This window comes from Pseudonocardia sp. CA-107938 (genome assembly GCF_050936315.1).
GTDB lineage: Bacteria > Actinomycetota > Actinomycetes > Mycobacteriales > Pseudonocardiaceae > Pseudonocardia.
Genome location: NZ_JBNJNA010000001.1, coordinates 5,558,855 through 5,583,179, shown reverse-complemented (window position 1 = coordinate 5,583,179; position 24,325 = coordinate 5,558,855). Strand labels below are relative to the sequence as shown.

Genomic DNA, 24,325 nt, shown 5'->3' with positions numbered 1-24,325 from the left:
CCCGCTCAGGTCGACGTGAGATCCACCCGGAACTGCATCGCTCGGTACGGCCAGTTGGTCGCTGTGTTCCACTGGCTGACGACCAGGTGCAGGTCCGCGAGCGTCGAACCGGGCAGCGGGTAGCCGCCGTAGAGCTGCGCCACCCGGCCGGCGGCGTGGTCCTCGTCGCCCCAGGCGCTTCCCTGCAGCACGGTGCAGCATCGCGCGGCGTAGAGATCGGCCACCGGCCCGTCCAGCACCCGGACGTCGATGCGGTAGTTGGCTTCGTCGAACGCGGCGAGCACCCAGGCGCCGTCGGCGAGCCTGCGCAGCCCCAGCTCGCCGTACCGGCCGGTCAGCGCCACCGTGGGTGGCCGGTCCCAGTCCCAGCTCGTGCCGTCGAAGCCCCAGGTCTGCCATGCCCCGCGGTCGAGGATCCGGTCCTCCGGCACGCGGGAGAGCACCAGCCCGTGTGCACGCTGGAAACCGGTCGAGTACGCGTAGACGTATCCGTCGCCGCCGTGCTCCCAGGTGAGCATCTGGAAGAGCCCGTCGAGGTGGTCGGACGGCCAGCGCACGCCCGTCGGCCGCCAGCTGCGCCCGTTGTCGACGGATCGGTGGATCTCCGTCCAGTGCACGTTGCCCAGCTCCCGGCACACCATGACGTGCAGGAACATCTCCTCGCCGACCGTGATCACGTCGGTCGGCAGCACCGTCGTCACCCGGCGCCAGCGCAGACCCTGGTGCCGGCGGATCCCCTGGTGCAGGTAGCGCACCACCTGGCCGGCGTACTCGCCGGGACCGGCCGAGCCCGTCCACCGCAGCCCGGTCGGCACGCTCGCCGGATCCCCGAACAGCACCACCGGTGCCCGCCAGCCGCGGCCCCCGACACCGGCCCTGCGGAAGGTGTCGCCGAAGACGGCCACCAGCCGTCCGTCCGGCGCAGCGACGGTGACGCCGAGATCCGTGCCCCCGATCCCGAAGGCGTCGGTGATGCCCGGGCCGGTCAGGTCGCAGACCTTCGACGCGAGCACCAGCTCTGGCGCCGTCATCCACGCTCCACGGGGCAGCTCATGCAGCGCGGCCCGCCGCGGCCGCGACCCAGCTCGCCGCCCGGGATGTCGAGCACCTCGATGCCGTTGCGGCGCAGGAACGCGTTCGTGGTGACGTTGCGCTCGTAGGTGACGACGACGCCCGGCGCGACGGCCAGGGTGTTGCAGCCGTCGTCCCACTGCTCGCGCTCGGCGGCGTGCACGTCCTGTTCCGCGGTGAGCACCCGGATCGAGGGCAGGCCGAGCGCGTCGGCGATGGCCCGGTGCATGTCCTGCGGGGCGTGGTCGGTGACGTGCAGCTCCTTCTCGTTGTCGCCCGGCCGCACGGTGTAGGCCGGCAGCATGCCCAGCCCGGCGTACTTCGTGAACGTCTCGGGGTCCACCATCGTCATCACGGTGTCGAGGTGCATCAGCGCCCGGGTCTCCGGCATCCGCAGCGCCACGATCCGGTCGACCTCGCCACCGGCGAACAACCGCCGCGCGAGCCGTTCCACGCCCTGCGGCCGGGTGCGCTCGCTCATCCCGATCAGCAGCGCGCCACCGCCGATGACGAGCATGTCGCCGCCCTCGGTGGTGGCCGGCCCGTTCACCGAACCCTCGGACCAGACCGCGAACCCGCCACCGGCGAACAGCGGGTGCCATCGGTAGACCGCCTCGTAGTGGACGGTCTCGCGCATGCGCGCCTTCTTGCGCATGCTGTTGATCGACACCCCGCCGTGGATCCAGGCCGAGGTGTCACGCGTGTAGAGGTGGTTGGGCAGCGGCTCGAGCACGAAGTCGTCGGCGTCGAGCACGTGGAAGGCGATCGAGCGCGGCTCCGGGATGCGGTCGAGCACCTCGCGCTTGGTGATCCCGCCGATGAGGTGGTCGGTGAGGGTGTCGAGGTCCATCGCGTCGAAGCAGTTGCGCAGGGCGTCGATGGCGAGCGGCCCGTAGGCGCGCTCGTCGAAGATCCGGTCGAGGACGTAGGCCTTCGCGTCCGGGATCTCGACGGTCGCGCGGAGCAGCTCGCCGAACAGGTGCACCACCACCCCGCGTTCGCGCAGCAGCGCGGCGAACATGTCGTGCTCCTCCTGCGCGCGGTGCACCCACAGCACGTCGTCGAAGAGGAGCCGGTCCTTGTTGCCCGGGGTGAGCCGCTTCAGCTCCAGCCCCGGCTTGTGCAGGATCACCTGGCGCAGCGGCCCGACCTCGGAGTCGACGCGGAACATGGGGGCCATCCTGCAGTATTCGCGGATGGACCTCGACGGCCTGGACGAGACGATCATCGGGCTGCTCGTCGCCGACGCCCGCCGCAGCTATGCCGACATCGGCTCCGAGGTGGGGCTGTCCGCATCGGCGGTGAAGCGCCGCGTCGACCGCCTGCGCGCCGGCGGGGCGATCACCGGCTTCACGGCCCGGCTGGACCCGGCCGCACTCGGCTGGAGCGTCGAGGGCTACGTCGAGCTCTACTGCCGGATGAGCACCGCGCCCGCCACCATCGGAGCGGCGGTCCGGCGGTTCCCGGAGGTGGTGGAGGCGAGCACGGTGTCGGGTGAGGCCGACGCGGTGCTGCGGATCGTCGCCGAGGACATGCGGCACTTCGAGCAGGTGCTGGAGCAGATCGGGGCCTTCCCGTTCGTGGCGCGCACCAAGTCGGTGCTGGTGCTCTCGCCGCTGATCCGGCGCCCGGTCGTGCCGGCGCACCCCTGAGGATGCGGTCGGATGACCGGCGCGTGACGGGCCGGTTTCCACGCAACGATCGTGCGTGGACATGCCGATCTGCGCTGGTTTCCCGCGCAAGCGAGCAACATCCGGTGCTGTTCGGTGCGCTCCCCGCGTACCTACCGTGGAGCCACCATCGCCCGACCTCGTGGAGAAGCCCGTGACCAGCGTCCTTCCCCGCGCCGCCGGTGTCACCGACCGCCGCGCGACTCCTCGCCGCTACCTGATGTGCCCGCCGGAGCACTTCGCCGTCACCTACGCGATCAACCCGTGGATGGACCCCACGGTGCCGGTCGACACCGCGCTCGCCATGACCCAATGGGCCACGCTGCGCGACACCTACCTGCAGCTCGGCCACCGCGTCGACCTGCTGGAACCGGTGCCGGGACTGCCGGACATGGTCTACGCCGCCAACGGGGCCACCGTCGTCGGCGGACGCGTGTTCGGCGCCCGCTTCCGCCACCCCGAACGGGCCGCCGAGGCCGCGGCGCACCTGGCCTGGTTCCGCTCGGCCGGGTTCCCGACCATCGAGGCGCACCTCGTCAACGAGGGAGAGGGCGACCTGCTCGTCGTCGGCGACGTGGTGCTGGCCGGCACCGGGTTCCGCACCGACCCGGCCGCGCACGTCGAGGCGGCGGCCGCGCTGGAGCGGCCGGTGATCAGCCTCGAGCTCGTCGACCCCCGCTACTACCACCTCGACACCGCGATCGCCGTCCTCGACGCCACGACGATCGCCTGGCTGCCGGAGGCGTTCACACCGGCTGCGCAACAGGTCCTGCGGGACCGCTACCCGGACGCGATCGTGGCGAGCACCGACGACGCCGCGGTGCTCGGGCTCAACGCCGTCTCCGACGGCCGGCACGTCGTGCTGCCCGCTGCGGCGACCGCGCTCGCGGCGCAGCTCGTCGATCGCGGGTTCGTCCCCGTACCCGTGGACCTGTCCGAGCTGCTCAAGGGTGGCGGCGGACCCAAGTGCTGCACGCTGGAGGTGCGCGGATGACCGCTCTCGAATCGCCCACCACGATGCACGAGGCCCTCGTGCACGAGCACTCGGCGCACAACTACCACCCGCTGCCCGTCGTCGTCGCCGACGCCGAGGGCGCCTGGGTCACCGACGTCGAGGGCCGCCGCCTCCTCGACTGCCTGGCCGGCTACTCGGCGCTGAACTTCGGGCACCGCCACCCGGCTCTCGTCGCGGCGGCGCACCACCAGCTGGACCGCGTCACGCTGACCAGCCGTGCGTTCGGCAACGACCAGCTCGGCCCGTTCTGCGCGGAGCTGGCGGCGCTGCTCGGCAAGCAGATGGTGCTGCCGATGAACACCGGAGCAGAAGCCGTCGAGTCGGGCATCAAGGTGGCCCGCAAGTGGGGTTACGAGGTCAAGGGCGTGCCGGCGGACCGGGCGCGCATCGTCGTAATGGCGGACGGGTTCCACGGCCGCACCACGACGATCGTCGGTTTCTCCACCGATCCCGACGCGCGCGCCGGGTTCGGTCCGTTCACCCCCGGTTTCGACGTCGTCCCGTACGGCAACGCGCACGCGCTGGCCGCGGCGATGACGCCGGAGACGGTGGCGGTGCTGGTCGAGCCGGTGCAGGGCGAGGCGGGCGTGGTCGTGCCGGCGCCGGAGTTCCTGCCCGCCGTGCGCCGCATCTGCGACGCCCACGGCGCGCTGATGATCGCCGACGAGGTGCAGTCCGGGCTGGGCCGGACGGGGCACCTGCTCGCCACGCGCGGCGCCGGCACCGACGCGGACGTCTACCTGCTCGGCAAGGCGCTCGGCGGCGGCATCCTGCCGCTGTCGGCCGTCGTCGCCGACGCGGACGTGCTCGGCGTGCTGCGTCCTGGTCAGCACGGCAGCACGTTCGGTGGCAACCCGCTCGCCTGCGCGGTCGGCCGCGCCGTGATCGACCTGCTCGCCGACGGCCGCCTGCTCGCGAGGGCCGGCGCGCTGGGCTCGCACCTGCGCGAGGGCCTCGACGAGCTGGTGGGCCGCGGTGTCGTCGCGGTGCGGACCGCCGGTCTCTGGGCGGGGGTCGACGTCGACCCCCGGCTGGGTGACGGGCGGGCCGTCAGCGAGGCGATGGCCCGCCGCGGCGTGCTCGTGAAGGACACCCACGGCTCGACGGTGCGGCTGTCACCGCCCCTGGTGGTCGGCAGCGACGAGCTCGACCTGGCCGTCGACGCGCTCCGCGGTGCGCTGTCCGAGCTCGACGCCTGACAGTCGTTGCTCCGTCCGCACCAACGGTACGGCGTTCGGGGGGACGAACTGCCTCCTACCGGAGGTCACGAAACGGCCGCTCGGCGCACGGGTCCTCGATCAACAACTCTGGTTTGAGGGCGCCGAACATCACGGTGAGTAACAGCTCGGCGAGATCGGCCGGCGATTCCGTCGGCCGATTCACCGCCCGCATCAGCAGGACGTTGACGATCGTCGCGGACATCTCCGACGGCGCCGGGTAGGTGCGCAGCTCGCCCCGCCGCTGGCCGTACTCGATCAACAAGGTGATCGGCAGCGGCACCGGGGCGATCAGCCGCGGGTCGATGTCGGCGTCAGGACCCTCCGGATCCGGCACCGCACCGACGCGCAGCGTGTGGTCCTCCACGGCCGCCCAGAACGCGCTCATCAGGACGCGGTAGCGGCCGCTGAGCCGCGCCAGCCCGATGACCTGGTCCTTCAGCGCGTCCGCTGCCGGTCGGCCGATCGCGATGTCGTGCTGCGCCTGCACCAGGAGGGGCCGGATGACCGGATCGAAGACGTGCCCCACCAGTGCGTGCTTCGTGGGGAAGTGGTTGTAGGCGGTGGCCGCGCTGACGCCGGCCGCCGCGGCGATGTCCTCCATCCGGGTGCGACCCCAGCCCCGAGAGCCGAAGATGGAGTCCGCCGCATCGAGCAACGCCCGCCGCGTCCGGTCGCGCTTCGTGCGCGCAGCCCTGGCCCGCGGATCGTCCGCAAGCGGTTCCTCGGGCTGCGACATGAACCCAGCGTAATCGACTTTGGGGCCCAAGGTGCACTTGACTCCAGTTTGGGTGTCACCCAAGATGACGACACCACCAGTGGACCGACTCCATCGGCCCGTCGGCGGTGTCACCGAGCGCAGGCAGGGCACGCCTGCGTTCGGCCGCACGAGGGGCGAGTTTCGTCCGCGCCGTTGTCTGGGGGACAGTCGGCGTCACACGCGAACGCATTCCCGCCCTGCAGCAGTTCATGTCGCGCGCTCCCGCGCGACCCGGGGAGGGGAACGTCCGTGGAGTCCACCTTGCGCTGCGCACCCGAGCGGTGCGCTCCATGATCACTATGCCAGCGGGGCCGGATCCCGCCGCCGACGGCGACGCACCCGCCGTGCCGCAGTTCGAGGACCTCGTCCGCGACACCCTCGCCGGTGTCCCGGGCGCACGCGACCGGCTGCTCGGCGAGCTCCAACCGCTCGTGCTGCGCTACTGCCGGGGCCGCATCGGGCACCGCGAGTCCGTGATGGGTTCGGCCGACGACGTCGCGCAGGAGGTCTGCCTCGCGGTCGTCACGGCGCTGCCGGGCTACCAGCTGAAGGGGTTGTCCTTCCGCGCCTTCGTCTACGGCATCGCGGCGCACAAGGTCGCCGACGCCTACCGCGCCATGGGGCGCAACCGGTGTGACCCGGTCGCCGAGATCCCCGACGCGCCCGTCGCGCACGACGGCCCCGAGCAGCAGCTGCTCTCCCAGGAGCGGCTCGAGCGCCTCACCCACCTGCTCGACCGGCTGACCCCGCGGCAGCGGGACGTGCTCGTCCTGCGGGTCGCCGTCGGGCTCTCGGCAGAGGAGACCGCCGCGGCGGTCGGATCCACGCCAGGCGCGGTGCGGGTCACCCAGCACCGCGCGCTCAACCGGCTCCGCGCCGAGATCGGCGCGGGCGACGGCGTGCTGTCCCCGACCACCGGCGACATCGGGTCGGAACCGCAGCCCGACGCGCGACCGGAACCGCCGTCCGCGCCGGTCACGGGGCACGGGGAGCTCGCCGACACCGCGTAGCCGTCCGGTGACCGCGCGGCCAGGGCCGGGTCCTGCCGTGCGGTCACCAGGGGTAGCCTGGGACCGATCAACTCCGGTTCTCGTACTGCCCGGGAGGGCTCGTGTCGGCTGGCCAGATCGCGGCGCTGATCGCGGCGGGGGCGTTCGTCCTCCTCGTCGTGCTGTTGGCCGTTCCGCTGCTCAAGCTGGGCCGCACGCTCGACGAGGCCACGATCGCCATCCGCAAGGCGCACGAGGGCAGCGCCCCGCTGCTGGACAACGCGCAGACCACGCTGAGCGTGGTGAACACCCAGCTCGAACGCGTCGACGGCATCACCAGCAACGCGCGCACGGTGTCGAGCAACGTCTCGGTGCTGACCTCGCTCTTCACCGCAACCCTCGGCGGCCCGCTGGTGCGGGCGGCGGCGTTCTCCTACGGCCTGTCCAAGGCGATCCAGGCCCGCCGGGCCGGTCGCGACGCCGGCGCGCACGCGGCACGTACCCGCCGGGGACGCAGGAAGGTCGCGCAGTGAGGCGGCTGTTCTGGCTCGGTCTCGGCGTCGCTGCCGGCGTCTACGTGCAGCGGCGCGTCTCGGAGGCCGCCCGCAACCTGTCACCCGCAGGCGTCGGCGCCAACCTGGCCGACGGGCTGCGTGAGCTCGGGGCCGGGATCGGGGCCTTCGGCGCCGAGGTGCGCGCCGGCATGCTCGCCAGGGAGCAGGAGCTGACCGAGCTCGTCGAACGCCGTACCGGGGCCGGGGTCCCGACGTACTCCGAGGCGCTGGCCGAGGAGCCCGCGCCGGGCGCGCGAGCGCGTCGGGCAGGGGCGTAGCAGCGCCCCTGCCGTTCCGGTCGACCACTCCCACCCGCAACCCGAGGCAGTTTCCCGTGCAGACCCACGAGATCGTCCGTCGCTTCAGCCAGCACTTCGTCTCCGCGGGGCACACGCCGGTGCCCAGCGCGTCCCTGATCCTCGACGACCCCACCCTGCTCTTCGTCAACGCCGGCATGGTGCAGTTCAAGCCGTACTTCCTGGGTGACGCGCCGCCGCCGTACCCGCGCGCCACGTCGATCCAGAAGTGCGTGCGCACCGGCGACATCGACGAGGTCGGCAAGACCACCCGGCACAACACGTTCTTCCAGATGGCCGGGAACTTCTCCTTCGGCGACTACTTCAAGGAAGGCGCGATCACCCACGCCTGGAACCTGGTGACGGGCAGCCAGGACGCCGGCGGGTACGGCTTCGACCCGGACCGCATCTGGGTCACGGTCTACGAGACCGACGACGAGGCCATCGCGCTGTGGAAGAAGGTCGCCGGCCTGCCCGACGAGCGCATCCAGCGCCGCGACGGACTCGACAACTACTGGGACATGGGCGTGCCCGGCCCCGGCGGCCCCTGCTCGGAGATCTACTACGACCGCGGCCCGGAGTTCGGGAAGGACGGCGGCCCGGTCGTCGACGAGGACCGCTACCTGGAGATCTGGAACCTCGTCTTCATGCAGGACGTGCGCGGCGCGGACTCCCCGAAGTACGGGCACCCGCCGATCGGCACGCTGCCGAAGAAGAACATCGACACCGGCATGGGCGTCGAGCGCGTCGCCTACCTGCTGCAGGGCGTGGAGAACGTCTACGAGACGGACCTCGTGCGTCCGGTCATCAGCCGCGCCGAGGAGTTCTCCGGCCGCCGCTACGGCGCGTCCCACGAGGACGACGTGCGGTTCCGCGTGATCGCCGACCACGCCCGCTCCGGCGTCATGATCATCGGCGACGGCGTCACCCCGTCCAACGAGGGTCGCGGCTACGTGCTGCGTCGGTTGCTGCGCCGGATCGTGCGCTCGGCGCGGCTGCTCGGCGTGAACGAGCCGGTGCTGGCGTCGTTCGCGGAAGTCGTGCGGGACGAGATGGCGCCCACCTACCCGGAGCTCGAGAGCGGCTTCGAGCGCATCGCCGCCGTCGTGACCGCGGAGGAGGAGGCGTTCCTGCAGACGCTCACCTCCGGCTCGCGGATCTTCGACACGGCCGTCGCGGCCACGAAGAAGACCGGGAAGCTGGTGCTGCCCGGTGACGACGCGTTCCAACTGCACGACACCTACGGCTTCCCCATCGACCTGACGCTGGAGATGGCTGCCGAGGCCGGGCTGCAGGTCGACCAGGACCGCTTCCGCGTGCTCATGCAGGAGCAGCGCGACCGCGCCAAGGCCGACGCCAAGGCCCGCAAGGTCGGCCACGGCGACGGCTCGGTGTACCGCACCGTGCTCGACGCGCACGGGTCCACCGAGTTCCTCGGCTACACGCTGCTGGAGGCCGAGGCCACCGTCGTCGGCCTGCTCGTCGACGGCGTGGCCACCCCGGCGGCCACCACCGGTCAGAAGGTCGAGGTCGTGCTCGACCGCACCCCGTTCTACGCCGAGGCCGGCGGCCAGCAGGCCGACCACGGCGTGCTCCGAGGTGCGTCGTTCGTCGTCCGCGTCGACGACGTCCAGTCGCCGGTGCCCGGCCTGCGGGTGCACCGCGGCGTCGTCACCGACGGCGAGGTGTCGCTCGACTCCTCGGTGATCGCCGAGGTCGACCGCGGCCGCCGCGCCGCGATCTCCCGGGCGCACACCGGCACCCACCTCGTGCACGCCGGGGTGCGCGGTGCGCTCGGCACCTCTGCCGCCCAGGCGGGCTCGCTCAACGCGCCGGGCCGGTTGCGGTTCGACTTCACCTCCCCGTCGGGGGCCGTCTCGCCGACCACGCTCGGCGAGATCGAGGACGAGATCAACTCCGTCCTGCAGGAGAACCGCGAGATCCAGGCGTACGAGACGTCGATGGACGAGGCGCGCAAGCTCGGCGCCATGATGCTGTTCGGCGAGAAGTACGGCGACCGCGTCCGCGTCGTCGACATGGGGGAGTACTCCCGCGAGCTCTGCGGTGGCACCCACGTCGGGCGCACCGGCGAGATCGGCATGATCAAGGTGCTGTCCGAGGGCTCGATCGGCTCGGGCGTGCGCCGCGTCGAGGCGCTGGTGGGGCTGGACGCGTTCCGGCACGTCTCGGCCGAGCACGTGCTGGTCACGTCGCTCGCCGACCAGCTCAAGGCCAAGCCGGAGGAGCTGCCGGAACGCGTCGCCTCCCTCGTGGAGCGGCTGCGGCTCGCCGAGCGCGACCTGGAGAAGGTGCGCGCCGACGCCGCACTCGCCTCCGCCGGCACCCTCGCGGCCGCCGCCGAGGACGTCGACGGCGTCGCGCTCGTCGCCGCCGAGGCACCGGCCGGGGTGAGCGGCAACGACCTGCGTTCGCTCGCCGCCGACGTACGCACCCGGCTGGGCTCGCGGCCCGGCGTGGTGGCGCTGTTCGCGCCTGCCGACGGCAAGGTGTCGTTCGTCGTGGCCACCACGGCGGCGGCGCGTGACCGCGGTCTGGCCGCCGGGAAGCTCGTGCCCGCGTTCGCCGGCCCGATCGGCGGTCGCGGTGGCGGCAAGCCCGACCTCGCCCAGGGCGGGGGGACCGACCCGGCCGGTGTGTCCGACGCCATCGCGGCGCTGCGCTCCGCCCTGCGGGGGTGAACCGACCGCGCATGGGGCGGCGGATCGGCATCGACGTCGGTGCCGTCCGGGTCGGGGTTGCGCTCTCCGACCCGGACGGGCTGCTCGCCACCCCGCTGGAGACGGTTCCGCGCGACCGGGACGGCGGGTCCGACGTGCGCACCGTGGCGGCCCTGGTGGCCGAGCACGAGGCCACCGGTGTGGTCGTGGGGCTGCCGCGCACGCTCGCCGGCCAGGAGGGTCCCGCGGCCACGGCTGCGCGCGAGTTCGGCGGCGCGTTGGCCGCAGCGCTCGACGTGCCCGTCGAGTACGCCGACGAGCGCCTGACCACGGTGGTCGCCACCCGGCAGCTGCGTGCCAGCGGCCGCCCCGGACGGCGGCAGCGCGCCGTCGTGGATCAGGTGGCGGCCGTCGGCATCCTCCAGGGGTGGCTCGACCGCCACCGTTCGGGGGAGGTGTAGCCCGGTGAGGTACGGAATCGCCGGACGTCGTTACAGTGCGCCGTTGTGAGCCCCGACGGATCGCCCCGCAGAAGGGTCGACAGCCGGGTCGACGCCCACCGCGGTGACGACCGGTTGCACTCCGAGCGGCCGACGGAGCGGCTCGCCACCGTCCCGAACCGTCGGGAACGGCAGGCCGCGCAGCGGGCCAGGGCCCAGCGCGCCAAGCGCCGCCGGCGGATACTCGCGCTCGTCGTGGTGGTGCTGCTGGCCGGCATCGCCGGCGGCGGGTACGTCCTCTACCAGTCGTTCTTCGGCGTGCCGGACTTCGAGGGCGACGGCACCGGCAGCGTCGTGGTGCAGGTCGCCGACGGCGACACCACGTCCGCCATCGGCAGCGAGCTGGCCGAGCGTGGCGTGGTCGCCGACCCGCGCGCGTTCACCCGCGCAGCCGCCGACAGCGACCGCATCCGCAGCGTGCAGCCGGGCTTCTACCAGCTGCGCTCTCACATGTCGGGGGATGCCGCCGTCACGCTGCTGCTCACCCCGCAGGCGCGCGTCGGCCAGCTGGAGATCCGCGGTGGCCTCCAGCTCGACGACACCCGCTCGCCCGACGGCACCGTCAACGACGGGGTGCTGACGCAGATCTCGAAGGCCACCTGCCTGACCGTCGACGGCACGCAGCGCTGCACCTCCGCGGAGGACCTGCGCACCGCGATGGCCACCACGGACCCGGCCGAGCTCGGTGTGCCCGAATGGGCGCTGGAGGGCGTCGCCAAGGCCGACCCGAAGCGCCGCCTGGAGGGCCTGCTCGTGCCCGGGCGCTACGACCTCGACCCCGGCAAACCCGCCGTCGAGGTGCTCCGCGGGCTGCTCGCCACGTCCGCGTCGCGGCTGCAGGCCAGCGGCCTGGTGTCGGGGGCACGCCAGATCGGCTCGTCGCCGTACCAGGTGCTGATCATCTCCTCCCTGGTGGAGAAGGAGTCGATCACCAAGGACATGCCGAAGATCGCCCGCGTGATCTACAACCGGCTCGGCATCGGGCAGCGCCTCGAGCTCGACTCGATGGTCAACTACCCGCTCGACCTGCAGGCGATCCGCACCAACGCGGCCGACCGCGACAAGCCGGGCCCCTACAACAGCTACACGACGGCCGGTCTGCCGCCGACGCCGATCGCCGCTCCCGGTCGCGACGCGATCGCCGCGGCGCTCAAGCCGGAGCCCGGGAACTGGTTCTTCTTCGTGCGCTGCGAGAAGGACGGCACGTCGTGCTTCGCCAAGACGCTGCAGGAGCACCAGGCCAACGTCAGCGCCGCGGTGCGCAACGGCGCGTTCTGACACGTCACTGGCCGAAGAAGCCCGCCGGCGGCACGGGCGACGGTCGCGCCCCGCGGTCCAGCGGTGGCGCGGCACCGCCCGCGAACCGGCGGGCGCGGCGCCCGTCCAGGACCGAGGCGCGGAACGGGTCGGCCGCCGCGCGGCGCGCCAGCTCCTGCTCCGGCAGGGGGTCCTGCGACGCGACCAGCACGAGGTTGCCGAACCGGCGCCCGTGCAGCACGTCCGCCGCCACGATCACGGCCACGTGCGCGAACACCTCGCGGGCCGCGGCCACCTGCCCGCGGGCGAACACCAGCGCGTCCCCGTCGGCCACGTTGGCCGCGTAGACACCCCCGTCGGCGAGCGCGGCCGCGGCCAGGCGGAGGAACTCGACGGTCGTGACGTGCGCGGGGGTGCGGGCGCCCGCGAACACGTCCAGCACGACCAGGTCCCACGACGCCGGCGCCGCGCTTGCCAGCGCGGCCCGCGCATCCCCGACGGTCACCTCCAGGCCCGGGTCGTCGGCCGGCAGCCGGGCGCCCACCAGGTCGGCCAGCTCGCCGTCCAGCTCGACGACCTGCTGCACGGACCCCGGCCGGGTGGCGGCGACGTACCGGGCGAGCGTCCAGGCGCCGCCGCCGAGGTGCAGCACGCGCAGCGGCTCGGTCGGCGGGGCGAGGAGGTCCACCACGTGCCCGAGCCGGCGCACGTACTCGAACTCCAGGTGCGTCGGATCGTCGAGGTCGACGTGGCTCTGCGCCGTGCCGTCGACCAGCAGGGTCCAGCCGCGGGGCCGGTCCGGATCGCCCACCAGCTCGGCGAACCCGTGCCCGACCTGGGCGCGGATCACCGCGCGCGCGAACCCCGCCACCCCTCCATCCTGGCCCCTCGTCCGGGGGAGGGTGTTACGTCGCCGTCACGAGTCCCGGTTAGGGTCCGATCACCCGCCGACGAGAGGACCCGAGTTGCTGTTGTCGCCCCATGAGCAGGAGCGGTTGCTGCTGCACGTCGCGGCGGACGTGGCCCGTCAGCGCAGGGCCCGCGGCCTGCGGCTCAACTACCCCGAGGCGGTCGCGATCATCTCCGACTGGGTGCTCGAGGGCGCGCGCGACGGGCGCTCGGTCGCCGAGCTGATGACCGGCGGCCAGCAGGTGCTCACGCGCGACGACGTCATGGACGGCGTGCCCGAGATGTGCCCGACCGTCGCGGTCGAGGCGACCTTCCCCGACGGCACGAAGCTCGTCACCGTCCACCGGCCGATCGCATGATCCCGGGGGAGTACCTCCTCGAGGAGGACCCGATCGTGATCGACCGGGAACGCACGGAGATCGTCGTGGTGAACACGGGTGACCGGCCGGTCCAGGTCGGCTCGCACTACCACTTCGCGGCGGCCAACCCCGCGCTGGAGTTCGACCGCGCGGCGGCGCAGGGCCGGCGCCTGGCCGTCCCGGCAGGTACCGCGGTGCGGTTCGAGCCCGGGATGGAGAAGACGGTGGCGCTCGTCGAGCTGGGCGGCGCGAAGATCGTGCCCGGGCTGCGGCTCCCGTGACGCTCACGCACAGGCTCGTGTGCTCGCGCACACGTTCGGACGTGTGCGTGGGCACAGAAAGGTGTGCGTGACCGTGTCTGACCCCTGGACCATCGAGCGATCCCGGTACGCCGAGCTCTACGGCCCTACCACCGGCGACCGGATCCGGCTCGCCGACACCGACCTGCTCATCGAGGTCACCGAGGACCGCTGCCGCGGGCCGCAGGGCGGCGACGAGGTCGTGTTCGGCGGGGGCAAGGTGATCCGCGAGTCGATGGGGCAGGCGCGCGCCACGCGCGCCGAGGGCGCTCCGGACCTCGTGATCACCGGCGTCGTCGTGCTCGACCACTGGGGTGTGGTGAAGGCGGACGTCGGCGTGCGCGACGGGCGCATCGTCGCGCTCGGCAAGGCCGGCAACCCCGACGTCATGGACGGCGTGCACCCCGACCTGGTCATCGGCCCGTCCACGGAGATCATCGCCGGCAACGGCCTGATCATGACGGCGGGCGTCGTCGACTGCCACGTGCACCTCATCTCGCCCACGCAGATCCCGGAAGCCCTCGGCGCAGGCGTCACCACGTGGATCGCGGGCGGCACCGGACCAGCCGACGGCACGAAGGCCACCACGGTGACGCCGGGTGAGTGGTACGTGGCCCGCATCCTGGAGGCGCTCGACCAGTACCCGCTCAACGTCGCGCTGCTCGGCAAGGGCAACACCGTCGGCGAGGCGGCGCTGCGCGAGCAGGTGGCGGCCGGGATCTCCGGGTTCAAGCTGCACGAGGACTGGGGCAGCACGCCCGCCGCGATCGACGCGTGCCTGCGGGTCGCCGACGAGGCCGGCGTGCAGGTCGCCATCCACACCGACACCCTCAACGAGGCCGGCTACGTCGCCGACACCCTCGCCGCCATCGCCGGCCGGGGCATCCACGCCTACCACACCGAGGGCGCAGGCGGCGGGCACGCACCCGACATCGTCACGGTCGCCGGCGAGCCCAACGTGCTGCCGTCGTCGACGAACCCGACCCGCCCGCACACCGTCAACACCGTCGACGAGCACCTCGACATGCTGATGGTCTGCCACCACCTGAAGCCGTCGGTGCCGGAGGACCTGGCGTTCGCGGAGAGCCGCATCCGTCCGTCCACGATCGCGGCCGAGGACCTGCTGCACGACATCGGCGCCATCTCGATGATCGGCTCCGACTCGCAGGCCATGGGGCGGGTCGGCGAGGTCGCGCTGCGCACGTGGCAGACCGCGCACGTCGGCAAGAAGCGCTGGGGTTCCCTGCCCGGTGACGGCCGCGCCGACAACCTGCGCGCCCGCCGCTACGTCGCCAAGTACACGATCTGCCCGGCGATCGCGCACGGGCTCGACGGCGAGGTCGGCTCGGTCGAGGTGGGCAAGCTCGCCGATCTCGTCCTGTACCAGCCGGCGTTCTTCGGCGTGCGGCCCGCGCTCGTGATCAAGGGCGGGGTGATCTCCTACGCGGCGATGGGCGACGCCAACGCGTCCATCCCCACGCCGCAGCCGGTGCTGCCGAGGCCCATGTTCGGCGCGTCCCCGACGACCGCCGCGGCGACGTCGGTGCACTTCGTCGCCCCCGCGGCGATCGAGAACGGGCTGGCGTCGCGGCTCGCCGTGCAGCGCCGGCTCGTGGGCGTGCGCGACACCCGCGCGCTCACCAAGGCCGACATGCCCGGCAACGACGCGCTCCCGCACATCGAGGTCGAGCCGGACACGTTCACCGTCCGCGTCGACGGCGCGGTGGTGGAGGCCGCACCCGCCGTCGAGCTGCCGATGGCGCAGCGCTACTTCCTCTTCTGAGATGAGCGAGGGACGTAACGAACGGGTGACTGGTCGCGAACGAGCAGACGCACAGCGTCATGTACGGCCGGGTCTGTTCGGCCAGCCCAGACCAAGGATCTCCGATGACCGACCGGCACTACGGCAACGACGTCCCGACCGGGCCCATCCCGGTCATCCCGCCGCAGAGCGCCGCCGACTCGCCGTTGCCGGTACGGCCGCCCGCCATCCCGGAGCAGCGGCGCGAGCCCACCACCTCGGACGAGCCGGTGCCGGCCGAGCCGCGACGCCGGCGGTGGCTCTGGGCCGTCCTCGTGGTGCTGATCGCCCTCGCCCTGGTCGTCGTCGTGCTCGTCGCGCAGGGTGGCGTCGCGCTGATCTTCGGCTGATCGCACCCGGCCGGGTGTCGGCATGAACCCCGAGGTCCTGGTGCTCGCCGATTCCCGGTTGCCGTCGGGTGGACACGGCCACTCCGGCGGGGTGGAGGCGCTCGCGATGCGCGGCCTGCTGCGCACTGAGAGCGACCTGGCACTCTTCCTGCACGGCCGGCTCCGCACCAGCGGGGAGACGATCGCCGCCGCGTCCGCCGCTGCCTGCCTGCTCGCCGGGAGGCCCGGGACCGCGTGGGCCCGCTGGGACGCGGCCGTCGACGCCCGCACCCCGTCAGCCGCTCTGCGGGCCGCCTCCCGCGGCCAGGGCGGCGCGCTGCTGCGCACCGTCGCACGGGCGTGGCCCGGCCCAGCGGTGAGCGCCCTGGAGGCCCTGCGCCGGCCGCACCACCCGCTCGTGCTCGGTGCCGCCGCAGCCGCCGCGGCCGCCACCGCGGAGGAGGCCGCAGCACTGGCGCTGCACCACCTCACCGGCGGTGCCGCGACCGCGGGCGTCCGGCTGCTCGGACTCGATCCGCTCGCGGTCGCCGCCGTCACCGCGCAGGTCGCGCGGTCGGCGATGCCGATCGCGGCAGCTGCCGCTTCCGCCGCACGGGACGCCGTCGACGCCGACGATCCCGGCCTTCTCCCGGCGGGCGGCAACCCGCTGCACGACGTCCTCGCCCAACTCCACGACACAGCCGAGGTGACCCTCTTTGCATCGTGACGACACGCTCACCGTCCACGACCACGCCCCGCTGGCCGCCGGCCCGGCCGGACCGCTCCGCATCGGGATCGGCGGCCCGGTCGGCGGAGGCAAGACCGCGCTGGTCGCGGCCCTGTGCCGGGCACTGGGGGAACGCTTCTCCATCGTGGTCGTGACCAACGACATCTACACCACGGAGGACGCCGACTTCCTGCGCCGCAACGGCGTGCTGCCCGACGAGCGGATCTCCGCCGTGCGCACCGGCTGCTGCCCGCACACCGCGATCCGCGACGACATCACCGCCAACCTCGACGCCGTCGACGACCTGGTGGCCCGGCACGATCCCGATCTCGTGCTCGTCGAGAGCGGCGGCGACAACCTCACCGCCACCTTCAGCTACGGGCTGGTGCACGCGCAGATCTTCGTGCTCGACGTCGCCGGCGGCGACAAGGTGCCGCGCAAGGGCGGCCCCGGCGTCACCCGCTCCGACCTGCTCGTGATCAACAAGATCGACCTGGCGCCGCTGGTCGGCGCCGACCTGGACGTCATGAGCAACGACGCCGAGGCCGTCCGCGAGGGACGACCGACCGTGCTGGTCTCGCTGCGCGAGCAGCCCGACGCCGGACCGATCGCCGAGTGGGTCGCCGGCCAGGTCGTGGCCCGGCGCGGGTGAGGCACGCCCTCGCTGCCGCGGCCTCCGTCCGGGTGGAACCGGGGCCGCGGCAGCGCATCCGGTGGGTGCACGCGTGGCCCATCGTGCTGCGCCCCACGGGGGAGGACCGCGTGCACCTCGTCCACGGGGCCGGCGGGCCGCTCGGTGGTGACGAGCTGTCGCTGGCCGTCGACGTCGCCGCCGGGGCCGAGCTGCACGTGCGCAGCGCCGGCGCCACCCTGGTCCAGCCAGGAGCCGACGGCGGCGGCGCCACCTGGGAGGTCACGGCCCGGGTCGCCGGGCACCTGCACTGGGCACCCGAACCCACGATCGTCACCGACGGGGCCGAGCTGGCCGCGCAGCTACGTGTCGACGTCGCCGCCGGCGGTACGGCGATCGTCCGGGAGACCGTCGTGCTGGGCCGGCACGGGCAGCGCGGCGGCCGGCACCGCGGCGCCCTGGTCGCCAGTGTCGACGGCACGCCGCTGATCGCCCACGTCGCCCAGCTCGACGGCGCGGACCCGGTGCTGTGCGGGCCCGGCGGGTCGGCCGGTGCTCGCGCGTACGGATCGATGCTGGTCATCGGCATGCCGGCGGGCGCGGGCGCGGGGGAGCGGGACGGGGTGCGCTGGGCGTGGAGCCCGTTGCCCGGGCCGGGTGCGCTGCTGGTCGCCGTGGGGGAGGCGGGCGCGGTGACCGCCGTGCTCGACGCCGAGACCGAGGCGCTCGCACCGGTCGCCTCGGCCCAGCCGGTCTGAGGCCCGCCCGGTCCTCGCACCGGGGACCGGAGTACCACACCGCCCCGACGGTCCCGCGCCACGCGCGTCGAGTTGTCCACATCGGCCCTCGGCCATCCACAGAAACGGACATGGGCTGGTCGACCGGGGTGCCGCTGCTCGACCATCGATGGCATGACACCGACCGTCCCGCTCCCCGCACACCCGCCAGTGCTCGCGGCCGTCCTCACCCTGGGCGCCGCCGGCGTGCTCGCCGGCGCGGCCGCCCGCGTGCTGCTCGCCCGATTGCGCCGCGGTGCCCGGATCCGGGCACCGCTCTGCGAGCTCGTGACGGGCGCCGGCTGGGCGGCGTGTGCCGTGGGGTGGGCGTCCGGGGTGGTTCCCCCCGACTGGTTACCCGTCCTGCTCTTCCTGTGCTGGCTCGGCGTGGCGGCCGGCGCCGTCGACCTCACCCGTCGACTGCTGCCCGACGCGCTCGTCCTGCCGGCCTTCCCGCTGGTGCTCCTCCTGCTGGTGCCGATCGGCGCCGACGCCGTCCTGCGCGGACTCGTCGGCGCGCTGCTCGCCGCCGGCGTGCACGCCGTGTGGCACCTCGGGGCGCCCCGCGCGCTCGGCGCCGGTGACGTGAAGCTCGCCGCCCCGCTCGGTGCCGTGCTGGCGGCCGCGGCCTGGCCGGCGCCCGCGCTGGCGGCAGGGCTCGCCGCCCTCCTCACCGGTGGCGCCGCGATCGTGGCGGTCGTCCTGGCCCGAGCACGGGGACGGCCCCGGCCGGCGGCGCTCGCCCATGGGCCGTCGATGCTGGCCGCCACGGTCACCGTGCTGGTCGCGACGATCGCCGCGGCGGGCACCGGCCCCGGATGAGGGCGAGCACTGGTGCGACAATCGTCGACGTGCTGCGCTGGATCACCGCCGGGGAGTCCCACGGTCCCGCGCTGGTCGCCGTGCTCGAGGGCATGGTCGCCGGTGTCGAGATCACCACCAAGGAGCTGGCCGCCGAGCTGGCCCGTCGCCGACTGGGCTACGGCCGGGGTGCCCGGATGAAGTTCGAGGCCGACGAGCTGGAGGTCATCGGCGGGGTCCGGCACGGAATCACCCAGGGTGGCCCGGTGGCGGTGCGCATCGGCAACACCGAGTGGCCGAAGTGGGAGACCGTGATGGCGGCCGACCCCGTCGATCCCGAGCTGATCGCCAACCGCGCCCGCAATGCTCCGCTCACGCGGCCCCGGCCCGGGCACGCCGATCTCGCCGGCATGACGAAGTACGGCTTCGACGACGCCCGACCGGTGCTCGAGCGCGCCAGCGCACGGGAGACGGCGGCCCGCGTGGTGCTGGGCACCGTCGCCAAGGCCTACCTCGCGCAGGCGTTGGGGATCGACATCGTGTCTCACGTCGTCTCGCTGGGCTCGGTCGACGCCCCGGAGGAGCCGGTGCCCGGTCCTGGCGATCTCGAGCGGATCGACGCCAGCCCGGTCCGGGCGTTCACCGACGAGGCGACGGAAGCCATGGTGGCCGAGGTCGACGCCGCCCAGCGCGACGGCGACACGCTCGGCGGGGTGGTCGAGGTCCTCGCGTTCGGCTGCCCGGTGGGGCTCGGCTCGTACGTCCAGTCCGACCGTCGGCTCGACGCACGGCTCGCCGGAGCGCTGATGGGCATCCAGGCGATGAAGGGCGTCGAGATCGGCGACGGGTTCCGCACGGCCCGGCGACGCGGCAGCGCCGCCCACGACGAGATGGTGCCCGGCGATCCCGTGCACCGCCTGTCGAACCGGGCCGGCGGCATCGAGGGCGGGATGACCAACGGGGAACCGGTGCGGGTACGGGTGGCGATGAAGCCGATCTCCACCGTGCCGCGGGCGCTGCGCACGGTCGACGTCGCGAGCGGCGAACCGGCCCAGGCGATCCACCAGCGCTCCGACGTGTGCGCGGTGCCTGCGGCCGGCGTGGTCGCGGAGGCGATGGTGGCACTCGTGCTGGCCGACGCGGCGAGCGAGAAGTTCGGCGGCGACTCGCTGGCCGAGGTCCGGCGCAACGTGGAGAGCTACGTCGCGGCCGCTCGCGACGCGCTGCCCTCCGGCTCCTGACCCGCTGGCAGACCCAGCAGGGCCAGCACGTCGGTCGCCCGGTGGTCGGGGCCGACCCCGTCCACGAGGAACACGTCGCCGCGTGAGTTCTCCGTGCGCAGCGGCAGGATCGCCCGGTAGGCGGGAGAGGCGTACCAGGCCTCGGCCGCTGCCCGGTCCGGGAACGCGATGATCACGAGCGCGGCGTCGAACTCCCCTTCGACGACGCGCGGGCGGTCTCCGTGGACGACGAACCGCCCGCCGAAGGGCTCGAGGGTGGCGTCGATCCGTTCGAGGTACTCGGTGATGCCGGCGCCAGGGACGACGTCACGGAGGTGGGCGATCCCGTAGGTGGTCATGCACGCAGTGTCGGGTTGCTCCGGGCAGCGATCGATGACCTGCGAGGTCATTGGCCTGGGCAGCACTGCGCCGGGCGGGTTGTCGGTGTGGTGTGTCAACCTTGGTCCGTGGCCAGCAGCACTCCCGCGGAGGCCTACGCCGCCGCCCGGAGCCGCGCCGCTCGACCTCGGCTCGCCGAGTTCGCGGCCGGTCTCCCGTTCGACCTCGACGGATTCCAGGTGGAGGGTTGCTCGGCCCTGGACGACGGGCACGGGGTGCTGGTGTGCGCGCCCACGGGTGCCGGCAAGACCGTGGTGGGCGAGTTCGCGGTGCACCTGGCGCTGGCACAGGGCCTGAAGTGCTTCTACACCACACCGATCAAGGCGCTGTCCAACCAGAAGTACGCCGACCTGGTCGCGCGCCACGGCGCGGCGGCGGTCGGGCTGCTGACCGGCGACACGGTGGTCAACGGTGATGCGCAGGTGGTGGTGATGACCACCGAGGTGCTGCGCAACATGATCTACGCCGGTGGGCGGCGCCTGGACCAGCTCGGCTACGTGGTGATGGACGAGGTGCACTACCTCGCCGACCGCTTCCGCGGCGCGGTGTGGGAGGAGGTGATCCTGCAGCTCCCCGAGCACGTCGCCGTCGTCGGGCTGTCGGCCACGGTGAGCAACGCCGAGGAGTTCGGCGACTGGCTGGTGGCCGTGCGCGGCGACACGGCCGTCGTGGTCGACGAGCACCGACCGGTCCCGCTGTGGCAGCACATGATGGTGGGCAACCGGCTGATGGACCTGTTCGCGGGCGAGACGTCCCGCGGCGAGCTGCGGGTCGACCCTGACCTCGTCCGCCACACCACGGAGCTGGAACGGCAGAGCGTCGTCTGGGACCGCGGACGCGGACGCACCCGCGGCGGCCCGCGCCCGGCCACCCGGTTCAAGCCGCCGTCACGCACCACCGTGATCGACCGGCTCGACCGCAACGCGCTGCTCCCGGCGATCACGTTCGTGTTCAGCCGGGCCGGGTGCGACGCCGCCGTGGGTCAGTGCGTCCGCGCCGGGCTGCGCCTCACCACAGAGGACGACGTCGTCGAGATCCGGCGCACCATCGAGCAGCACACCGCCGACCTGCCTCAGGGCGATCTCGAGGTGCTGGGCTACTGGGAGTGGCGCGAGGCGCTCGAACGCGGCATCGCGGCGCACCACGCCGGTCTGCTCCCCGCGTTCAAGGAGACGGTCGAGGACCTGTTCGTCCGCGGCCTGGTCCGCGCGGTCTTCGCCACCGAGACGCTCGCGCTGGGCATCAACATGCCTGCGCGCACCGTCTTGCTGGAGCGGCTGGTCAAGTTCAACGGGGAGAGCCACGCCGAGCTCACCCCCGGCGAGTTCACGCAGCTCACCGGCCGGGCCGGGCGTCGGGGCATCGACGTCGAAGGCCACGCCGTGGTGATCTGGCAGCCGGGCATGGACCCTGGGCAGGTCGCTGGGCTCGCGTCCACCCGCACGTACCCGCTGCGCAGCTCGTTCCGCCCTGGCTACAACATGGCGGTCAACCTCGTGGGCCGCATGGGCGCTGATGCGGCGCGGGCGCTGCTCGAGCAGTCGTTCGGCCAGTTCCAGGCCGACCGGTCCGTCGTCGGGGTGTCGCGCCGGATCGAGCGCAACGAGGAGGCGCTCGCCGGGTACCAGGAGTCGATGCAGTGCCACCTCGGCGACTTCGCCGAGTACGCGGAGCTGCGCCGCGCGGTGTCGCAGCGGGAGAAGACGCTCTCCCGGAAGGGACTGTCCGACCGGCGCGAGGCCGCGGCGGCGTCGCTTCGGGCGCTCAAACCGGGCGACGTGATCGCGGTGCCGGCCGGGCGCCGGTCCGGGCTCGCCGTCGTGCTCGACCCCGGCCTCGACGGCGACGACGACCCGCGACCGCTCGTGCTCAACGAGGACCGGTGGGCCGGTCGGTTGACCGCGGCCGACTTCCCGGTCCCCGTCCAGCCGCTGGGCCGGATGCGGTTGCCGAAACGGGTCGACCACCGGGTCCCGCGGGTGCGGCGCGACCTGGCGTCGAGCTTGCGCAACACCGGCATCCAGGCACCGCCGGTGGTGCGGCGGCGGTCCCGCGGCGCGGCCGCCGACGACGAGGAGCTCGCCGCCCTGCGCCGCGAGCTGCGCGCGCACCCGTGCCACGGCTGCAACGACCGCGAGGCGCATGCCCGGTGGGCCGACCGCCACACCCAGCTGTCCCGCGAGACGGACGCGCTGCGGGAGAAGGTCCGAGCCACCACGCACTCGCTGGCGCGGGCGTTCGACCGGATCTGCGCCATCCTCGCCGAACGCGGTTACCTCGACGGCGAGACCGTCACCGACGCCGGCCGTCTCCTGGCGGGGCTCTGGGGTGAGTCCGACCTGCTCACCGCGGAGTGCCTGCGCCACGACGTGTGGGCCGGTCTGGAACCCGCCGAGCTGGCCGCGGTGGTGTCCGCGCTGGTGTACGAGTCGCGCCGCGACGGCGGCCCGCTGCCGCGGGTGCCGTCCGGCGCGGTCGCCGACGGCCTCCAGGCCACGGTGCGCCTGTGGGCCGAGCTGGAGGCCGACGAGCGCCGGCACCGGGTCGACCGCACGCGCGAGCCCGACCTGGGTTTCGCCTGGCCCGTGCACCGGTGGGCCCGCGGGGAGTCGCTCGCTGCGGTGCTGCGCGCCGCGGAGCAGAACGGCGCCGAGCTGTCGGCCGGTGACTTCGTGCGGTGGTGCCGGCAGGTCGTGGACGTGCTCGACCAGATCGCGGGGGTCGCCGGTCGCGACACCGCGATCGGGCGGACGGCGCGGGCGGCTGTGCAGGCGGTGCGCCGCGGCGTCGTGGCGGCCGGCACCACCTGATCCCGGCCGGCCGTGCACCTGCAGGTCGCTGAGCGCGGTACTGCTGCCCTCCGTCGGCACGATCGGGGCCAGGGGGTGCCCGGCGGTCGGCGCCTGTGCTTTGATCGCCGCACCGCTCGGTTGCGAGCGGGCAGTCACGAGAGGGTCTGTGATGAGTACGCCCCAGGGCTCCGGCTCGAACCCGCCGCACGGCAACCCGGCCGAGCAGCCCACCGAGCAGGCCTCGTGGGGTCAACCACCGGCCGGTGGGTGGGGGCAACCGCCCGTCGACGACCAGGCGTCGGACACCGATCCCGACCGCACCCAGCGCGTCGATCCGCGCGCGTGGAGCCAGCAGGTCGCCGCGTCGCAGGCGGGCGGGCAGCAGCCGACGCCTGCCGCGCAACCCGCCGCGCAGGTCACCCAGCCCACGCCCTCGCCACAGGCAGCGCCGCAGCCGGCCGGTCAGCAGGCGGCGGGGCAACAGCCCAGCCCGCAGCCTCCGCACGTGCAGACCCAGCCCGCGGCCCCGTACCCCGGCCAGCAGCCCAGCCAGCAGCCCAGCCAGCAGCCCGGCCAGCAGCCCGGCGCGCCGTCCTGGGGGCCGCCGCAGACCCAGGCCGGCTGGGGTGCCCAGCCGACGCAGCAGAACTGGTCGGGGCAGGCCCCGGCGTTCGGTGGGCAGCAGCAGCCCCAGTTCGGCGGCCAGCCCCACCCGTACGCGCCGCCCTCGGGCCAGCCCGCACAGCAGGGACCGCAGGACGCGTGGGGTGGCCAGCAGCCTGCCCAGCAGGGATGGGGTGCTCCACCGGCGCCGCAGGCCGGTGCGCAGGCGCCATGGGGCGGTGCACCGCAGCAAGGCCAGCCGCAGCCCGGTCAGTGGGGCGCTCAGCAGCCGTGGAACCAGGGCCAGCCGGGTTATCCGGGTGCGCCGGACGCGGCGGCAGCGCCACGCGGGAAGTCGAAGCTGCCGCTGATCCTCGGGGTCGTCGTGGTCGTCCTCCTCGCGGCGGCCGCGGTGGTGCTGTTCTGGATCCCGGGCATCCTCACGTCGAAGGTGTTCAACGAGAAGGCGGTCGCCGACGGCGTCACGACCGTGTTGACGCGCGACTACGGTCTGCAGGACGTCAAGGACGTCTCCTGCCCCGCGAGCACCCCCGTGAAGGCCGACACCACGTTCACGTGCAAGGCCACGATCGAGGGCAAGCCGACGGAGATCAAGGTCACGGTCAAGGATAATCAGGGCACCTACGAGGTCGGCCGCCCGTCCTGACGCCG

24 protein-coding genes and 1 pseudogene are annotated in these 24,325 nt (G+C 73.5%); 20 read left to right on the top strand and 5 right to left on the bottom strand.

Annotated elements, in window-relative coordinates; genetic code table 11:
* Positions 1-5: 5 nt before the first annotated feature.
* Entirely contained in the window at positions 6-1,031 is a 1,026-nt protein-coding gene (locus tag ACQEVB_RS27615) for a DUF4185 domain-containing protein (RefSeq protein WP_432977138.1), read from the bottom strand.
* Positions 1,028-2,242, bottom strand: a complete 1,215-nt coding sequence (locus ACQEVB_RS27610) for an arginine deiminase (protein ID WP_432977135.1) — start codon at positions 2,240-2,242, stop codon at positions 1,028-1,030. Before ACQEVB_RS27610 ends, ACQEVB_RS27615 begins: the two co-directional genes overlap by 4 nt.
* 25 nt (positions 2,243-2,267) lie before the next feature.
* Between ACQEVB_RS27610 and ACQEVB_RS27605 the strand changes: the two genes are divergently transcribed.
* The 3 genes from ACQEVB_RS27605 (at position 2,268) to rocD (ending at position 4,955) form a co-directional block, all read left to right on the top strand.
* Positions 2,268-2,723 carry an Lrp/AsnC family transcriptional regulator gene (locus ACQEVB_RS27605; protein WP_432977132.1) on the top strand — a complete coding sequence of 152 codons (456 nt, stop codon included), beginning with the start codon at positions 2,268-2,270 and terminating at the stop codon, positions 2,721-2,723.
* A gap of 238 nt (positions 2,724-2,961) precedes the next feature.
* Positions 2,962-3,735: a dimethylargininase gene (gene ddaH / locus ACQEVB_RS27600; protein ID WP_432980617.1), complete on the top strand. Its 774-nt coding sequence runs from the start codon at positions 2,962-2,964 to the stop codon at positions 3,733-3,735.
* Positions 3,732-4,955, top strand: a complete 1,224-nt coding sequence (gene rocD, locus ACQEVB_RS27595; protein WP_432977129.1) for an ornithine--oxo-acid transaminase — start codon at positions 3,732-3,734, stop codon at positions 4,953-4,955. The genes ddaH and rocD overlap by 4 nt, the downstream gene beginning before the upstream one ends.
* 55 nt (positions 4,956-5,010) lie before the next feature.
* On the opposite strand, the gene ACQEVB_RS27590 is transcribed toward rocD, so the two are convergent.
* Positions 5,011-5,712 carry a TetR/AcrR family transcriptional regulator gene (locus tag ACQEVB_RS27590; RefSeq protein ID WP_432977126.1) on the bottom strand — a complete coding sequence of 234 codons (702 nt, stop codon included), beginning with the start codon at positions 5,710-5,712 and terminating at the stop codon, positions 5,011-5,013.
* Between the two features lie 320 nt (positions 5,713-6,032).
* On the opposite strand from ACQEVB_RS27590, the pseudogene shbA reads away from it, so the two are divergent.
* From shbA to ACQEVB_RS27560, 6 genes and pseudogenes are all read left to right on the top strand, one after another.
* A pseudogene (shbA, locus tag ACQEVB_RS27585) lies at positions 6,033-6,635 on the top strand (RNA polymerase sigma factor ShbA); the annotation flags it as partial.
* Positions 6,636-6,844: 209 nt separating this feature from the next.
* Positions 6,845-7,255 (top strand): DUF948 domain-containing protein, encoded by a 411-nt coding sequence (locus tag ACQEVB_RS27580; protein ID WP_432977123.1) that lies wholly within the window; start codon positions 6,845-6,847, stop codon positions 7,253-7,255.
* Positions 7,252-7,554, top strand: a complete 303-nt coding sequence (locus tag ACQEVB_RS27575) for a hypothetical protein (protein ID WP_432977120.1) — start codon at positions 7,252-7,254, stop codon at positions 7,552-7,554. Before ACQEVB_RS27580 ends, ACQEVB_RS27575 begins: the two co-directional genes overlap by 4 nt.
* A gap of 56 nt (positions 7,555-7,610) precedes the next feature.
* Complete coding sequence (gene alaS / locus ACQEVB_RS27570) at positions 7,611-10,271, top strand: alanine--tRNA ligase (protein ID WP_432977117.1); 2,661 nt, start codon at positions 7,611-7,613, stop codon at positions 10,269-10,271.
* Between the two features lie 11 nt (positions 10,272-10,282).
* Complete coding sequence (gene ruvX / locus ACQEVB_RS27565) at positions 10,283-10,711, top strand: Holliday junction resolvase RuvX (RefSeq protein WP_432977114.1); 429 nt, start codon at positions 10,283-10,285, stop codon at positions 10,709-10,711.
* A gap of 45 nt (positions 10,712-10,756) precedes the next feature.
* The gene (locus ACQEVB_RS27560; RefSeq protein WP_432977111.1) at positions 10,757-12,028 is read left to right on the top strand and encodes an endolytic transglycosylase MltG; all 1,272 of its coding nucleotides are present in this window, start codon (positions 10,757-10,759) and stop codon (positions 12,026-12,028) included.
* A 4-nt stretch (positions 12,029-12,032) separates the two neighbouring features.
* Here the strand turns inward: ACQEVB_RS27560 and ACQEVB_RS27555 are convergent, their stop codons facing one another.
* Positions 12,033-12,878, bottom strand: a complete 846-nt coding sequence (locus ACQEVB_RS27555) for a spermidine synthase (RefSeq protein ID WP_432977108.1) — start codon at positions 12,876-12,878, stop codon at positions 12,033-12,035.
* Between the two features lie 94 nt (positions 12,879-12,972).
* Here ACQEVB_RS27555 and ACQEVB_RS27550 point away from each other — a divergent pair, with 94 nt between their 5' ends.
* The 9 genes from ACQEVB_RS27550 (at position 12,973) to aroC (ending at position 19,880) form a co-directional block, all read left to right on the top strand.
* On the top strand, positions 12,973-13,275 hold the full coding sequence (locus tag ACQEVB_RS27550) for an urease subunit gamma (RefSeq protein WP_432977105.1): 303 nt from the start codon (positions 12,973-12,975) through the stop codon (positions 13,273-13,275).
* Positions 13,272-13,556: an urease subunit beta gene (locus ACQEVB_RS27545; protein ID WP_432977102.1), complete on the top strand. Its 285-nt coding sequence runs from the start codon at positions 13,272-13,274 to the stop codon at positions 13,554-13,556. The genes ACQEVB_RS27550 and ACQEVB_RS27545 overlap by 4 nt, the downstream gene beginning before the upstream one ends.
* A 73-nt stretch (positions 13,557-13,629) precedes the next feature.
* The gene (locus ACQEVB_RS27540) at positions 13,630-15,357 is read left to right on the top strand and encodes an urease subunit alpha (RefSeq protein ID WP_432977099.1); all 1,728 of its coding nucleotides are present in this window, start codon (positions 13,630-13,632) and stop codon (positions 15,355-15,357) included.
* Positions 15,358-15,461: 104 nt separating this feature from the next.
* The gene (locus tag ACQEVB_RS27535; RefSeq protein ID WP_432977096.1) at positions 15,462-15,725 is read left to right on the top strand and encodes a hypothetical protein; all 264 of its coding nucleotides are present in this window, start codon (positions 15,462-15,464) and stop codon (positions 15,723-15,725) included.
* A gap of 22 nt (positions 15,726-15,747) precedes the next feature.
* Positions 15,748-16,431, top strand: a complete 684-nt coding sequence (locus tag ACQEVB_RS27530) for an urease accessory UreF family protein (RefSeq protein ID WP_432977093.1) — start codon at positions 15,748-15,750, stop codon at positions 16,429-16,431.
* A complete protein-coding gene (gene ureG / locus ACQEVB_RS27525) occupies positions 16,421-17,083 on the top strand; it encodes an urease accessory protein UreG (RefSeq protein WP_432977090.1) in 663 nt (220 codons plus the stop codon). The genes ACQEVB_RS27530 and ureG overlap by 11 nt, the downstream gene beginning before the upstream one ends.
* On the top strand, positions 17,080-17,820 hold the full coding sequence (locus ACQEVB_RS27520; protein ID WP_432977087.1) for an urease accessory protein UreD: 741 nt from the start codon (positions 17,080-17,082) through the stop codon (positions 17,818-17,820). The genes ureG and ACQEVB_RS27520 overlap by 4 nt, the downstream gene beginning before the upstream one ends.
* Before the next feature lie 153 nt (positions 17,821-17,973).
* The gene (locus ACQEVB_RS27515; RefSeq protein ID WP_432977084.1) at positions 17,974-18,660 is read left to right on the top strand and encodes a prepilin peptidase; all 687 of its coding nucleotides are present in this window, start codon (positions 17,974-17,976) and stop codon (positions 18,658-18,660) included.
* A gap of 29 nt (positions 18,661-18,689) precedes the next feature.
* Positions 18,690-19,880 carry a chorismate synthase gene (aroC, locus tag ACQEVB_RS27510; RefSeq protein ID WP_432977081.1) on the top strand — a complete coding sequence of 397 codons (1,191 nt, stop codon included), beginning with the start codon at positions 18,690-18,692 and terminating at the stop codon, positions 19,878-19,880.
* On the opposite strand, the gene ACQEVB_RS27505 is transcribed toward aroC, so the two are convergent.
* Positions 19,838-20,218 carry a DUF1330 domain-containing protein gene (locus ACQEVB_RS27505; RefSeq protein ID WP_432977078.1) on the bottom strand — a complete coding sequence of 127 codons (381 nt, stop codon included), beginning with the start codon at positions 20,216-20,218 and terminating at the stop codon, positions 19,838-19,840. The genes aroC and ACQEVB_RS27505 overlap by 43 nt on opposite strands.
* Positions 20,219-20,326: 108 nt before the next feature.
* Between ACQEVB_RS27505 and ACQEVB_RS27500 the strand changes: the two genes are divergently transcribed.
* The gene (locus tag ACQEVB_RS27500; protein WP_432977075.1) at positions 20,327-23,068 is read left to right on the top strand and encodes a DEAD/DEAH box helicase; all 2,742 of its coding nucleotides are present in this window, start codon (positions 20,327-20,329) and stop codon (positions 23,066-23,068) included.
* Positions 23,069-23,219: 151 nt separating this feature from the next.
* On the top strand, positions 23,220-24,320 hold the full coding sequence (locus ACQEVB_RS27495; RefSeq protein WP_432977072.1) for a DUF4333 domain-containing protein: 1,101 nt from the start codon (positions 23,220-23,222) through the stop codon (positions 24,318-24,320).
* Positions 24,321-24,325 lie beyond the last annotated feature (5 nt).

Coding starts and splice junctions, on each gene's coding strand:
- ACQEVB_RS27535 (WP_432977096.1), top strand. CDS start 15,462: ATGACCGACCGGCACTACGGCAACGACGTCCCGACCGGGCCCATCCCG.
- ACQEVB_RS27610 (WP_432977135.1), bottom strand. CDS start 2,242: ATGTTCCGCGTCGACTCCGAGGTCGGGCCGCTGCGCCAGGTGATCCTG.
- ACQEVB_RS27530 (WP_432977093.1), top strand. CDS start 15,748: ATGAACCCCGAGGTCCTGGTGCTCGCCGATTCCCGGTTGCCGTCGGGT.
- ACQEVB_RS27605 (WP_432977132.1), top strand. CDS start 2,268: ATGGACCTCGACGGCCTGGACGAGACGATCATCGGGCTGCTCGTCGCC.
- ACQEVB_RS27615 (WP_432977138.1), bottom strand. CDS start 1,031: ATGACGGCGCCAGAGCTGGTGCTCGCGTCGAAGGTCTGCGACCTGACC.
- ruvX (WP_432977114.1), top strand. CDS start 10,283: ATGGGGCGGCGGATCGGCATCGACGTCGGTGCCGTCCGGGTCGGGGTT.
- ACQEVB_RS27590 (WP_432977126.1), bottom strand. CDS start 5,712: ATGTCGCAGCCCGAGGAACCGCTTGCGGACGATCCGCGGGCCAGGGCT.
- ACQEVB_RS27505 (WP_432977078.1), bottom strand. CDS start 20,218: ATGACCACCTACGGGATCGCCCACCTCCGTGACGTCGTCCCTGGCGCC.
- rocD (WP_432977129.1), top strand. CDS start 3,732: ATGACCGCTCTCGAATCGCCCACCACGATGCACGAGGCCCTCGTGCAC.
- ddaH (WP_432980617.1), top strand. CDS start 2,962: ATGTGCCCGCCGGAGCACTTCGCCGTCACCTACGCGATCAACCCGTGG.
- ACQEVB_RS27515 (WP_432977084.1), top strand. CDS start 17,974: ATGACACCGACCGTCCCGCTCCCCGCACACCCGCCAGTGCTCGCGGCC.
- ACQEVB_RS27495 (WP_432977072.1), top strand. CDS start 23,220: ATGAGTACGCCCCAGGGCTCCGGCTCGAACCCGCCGCACGGCAACCCG.
- ACQEVB_RS27545 (WP_432977102.1), top strand. CDS start 13,272: ATGATCCCGGGGGAGTACCTCCTCGAGGAGGACCCGATCGTGATCGAC.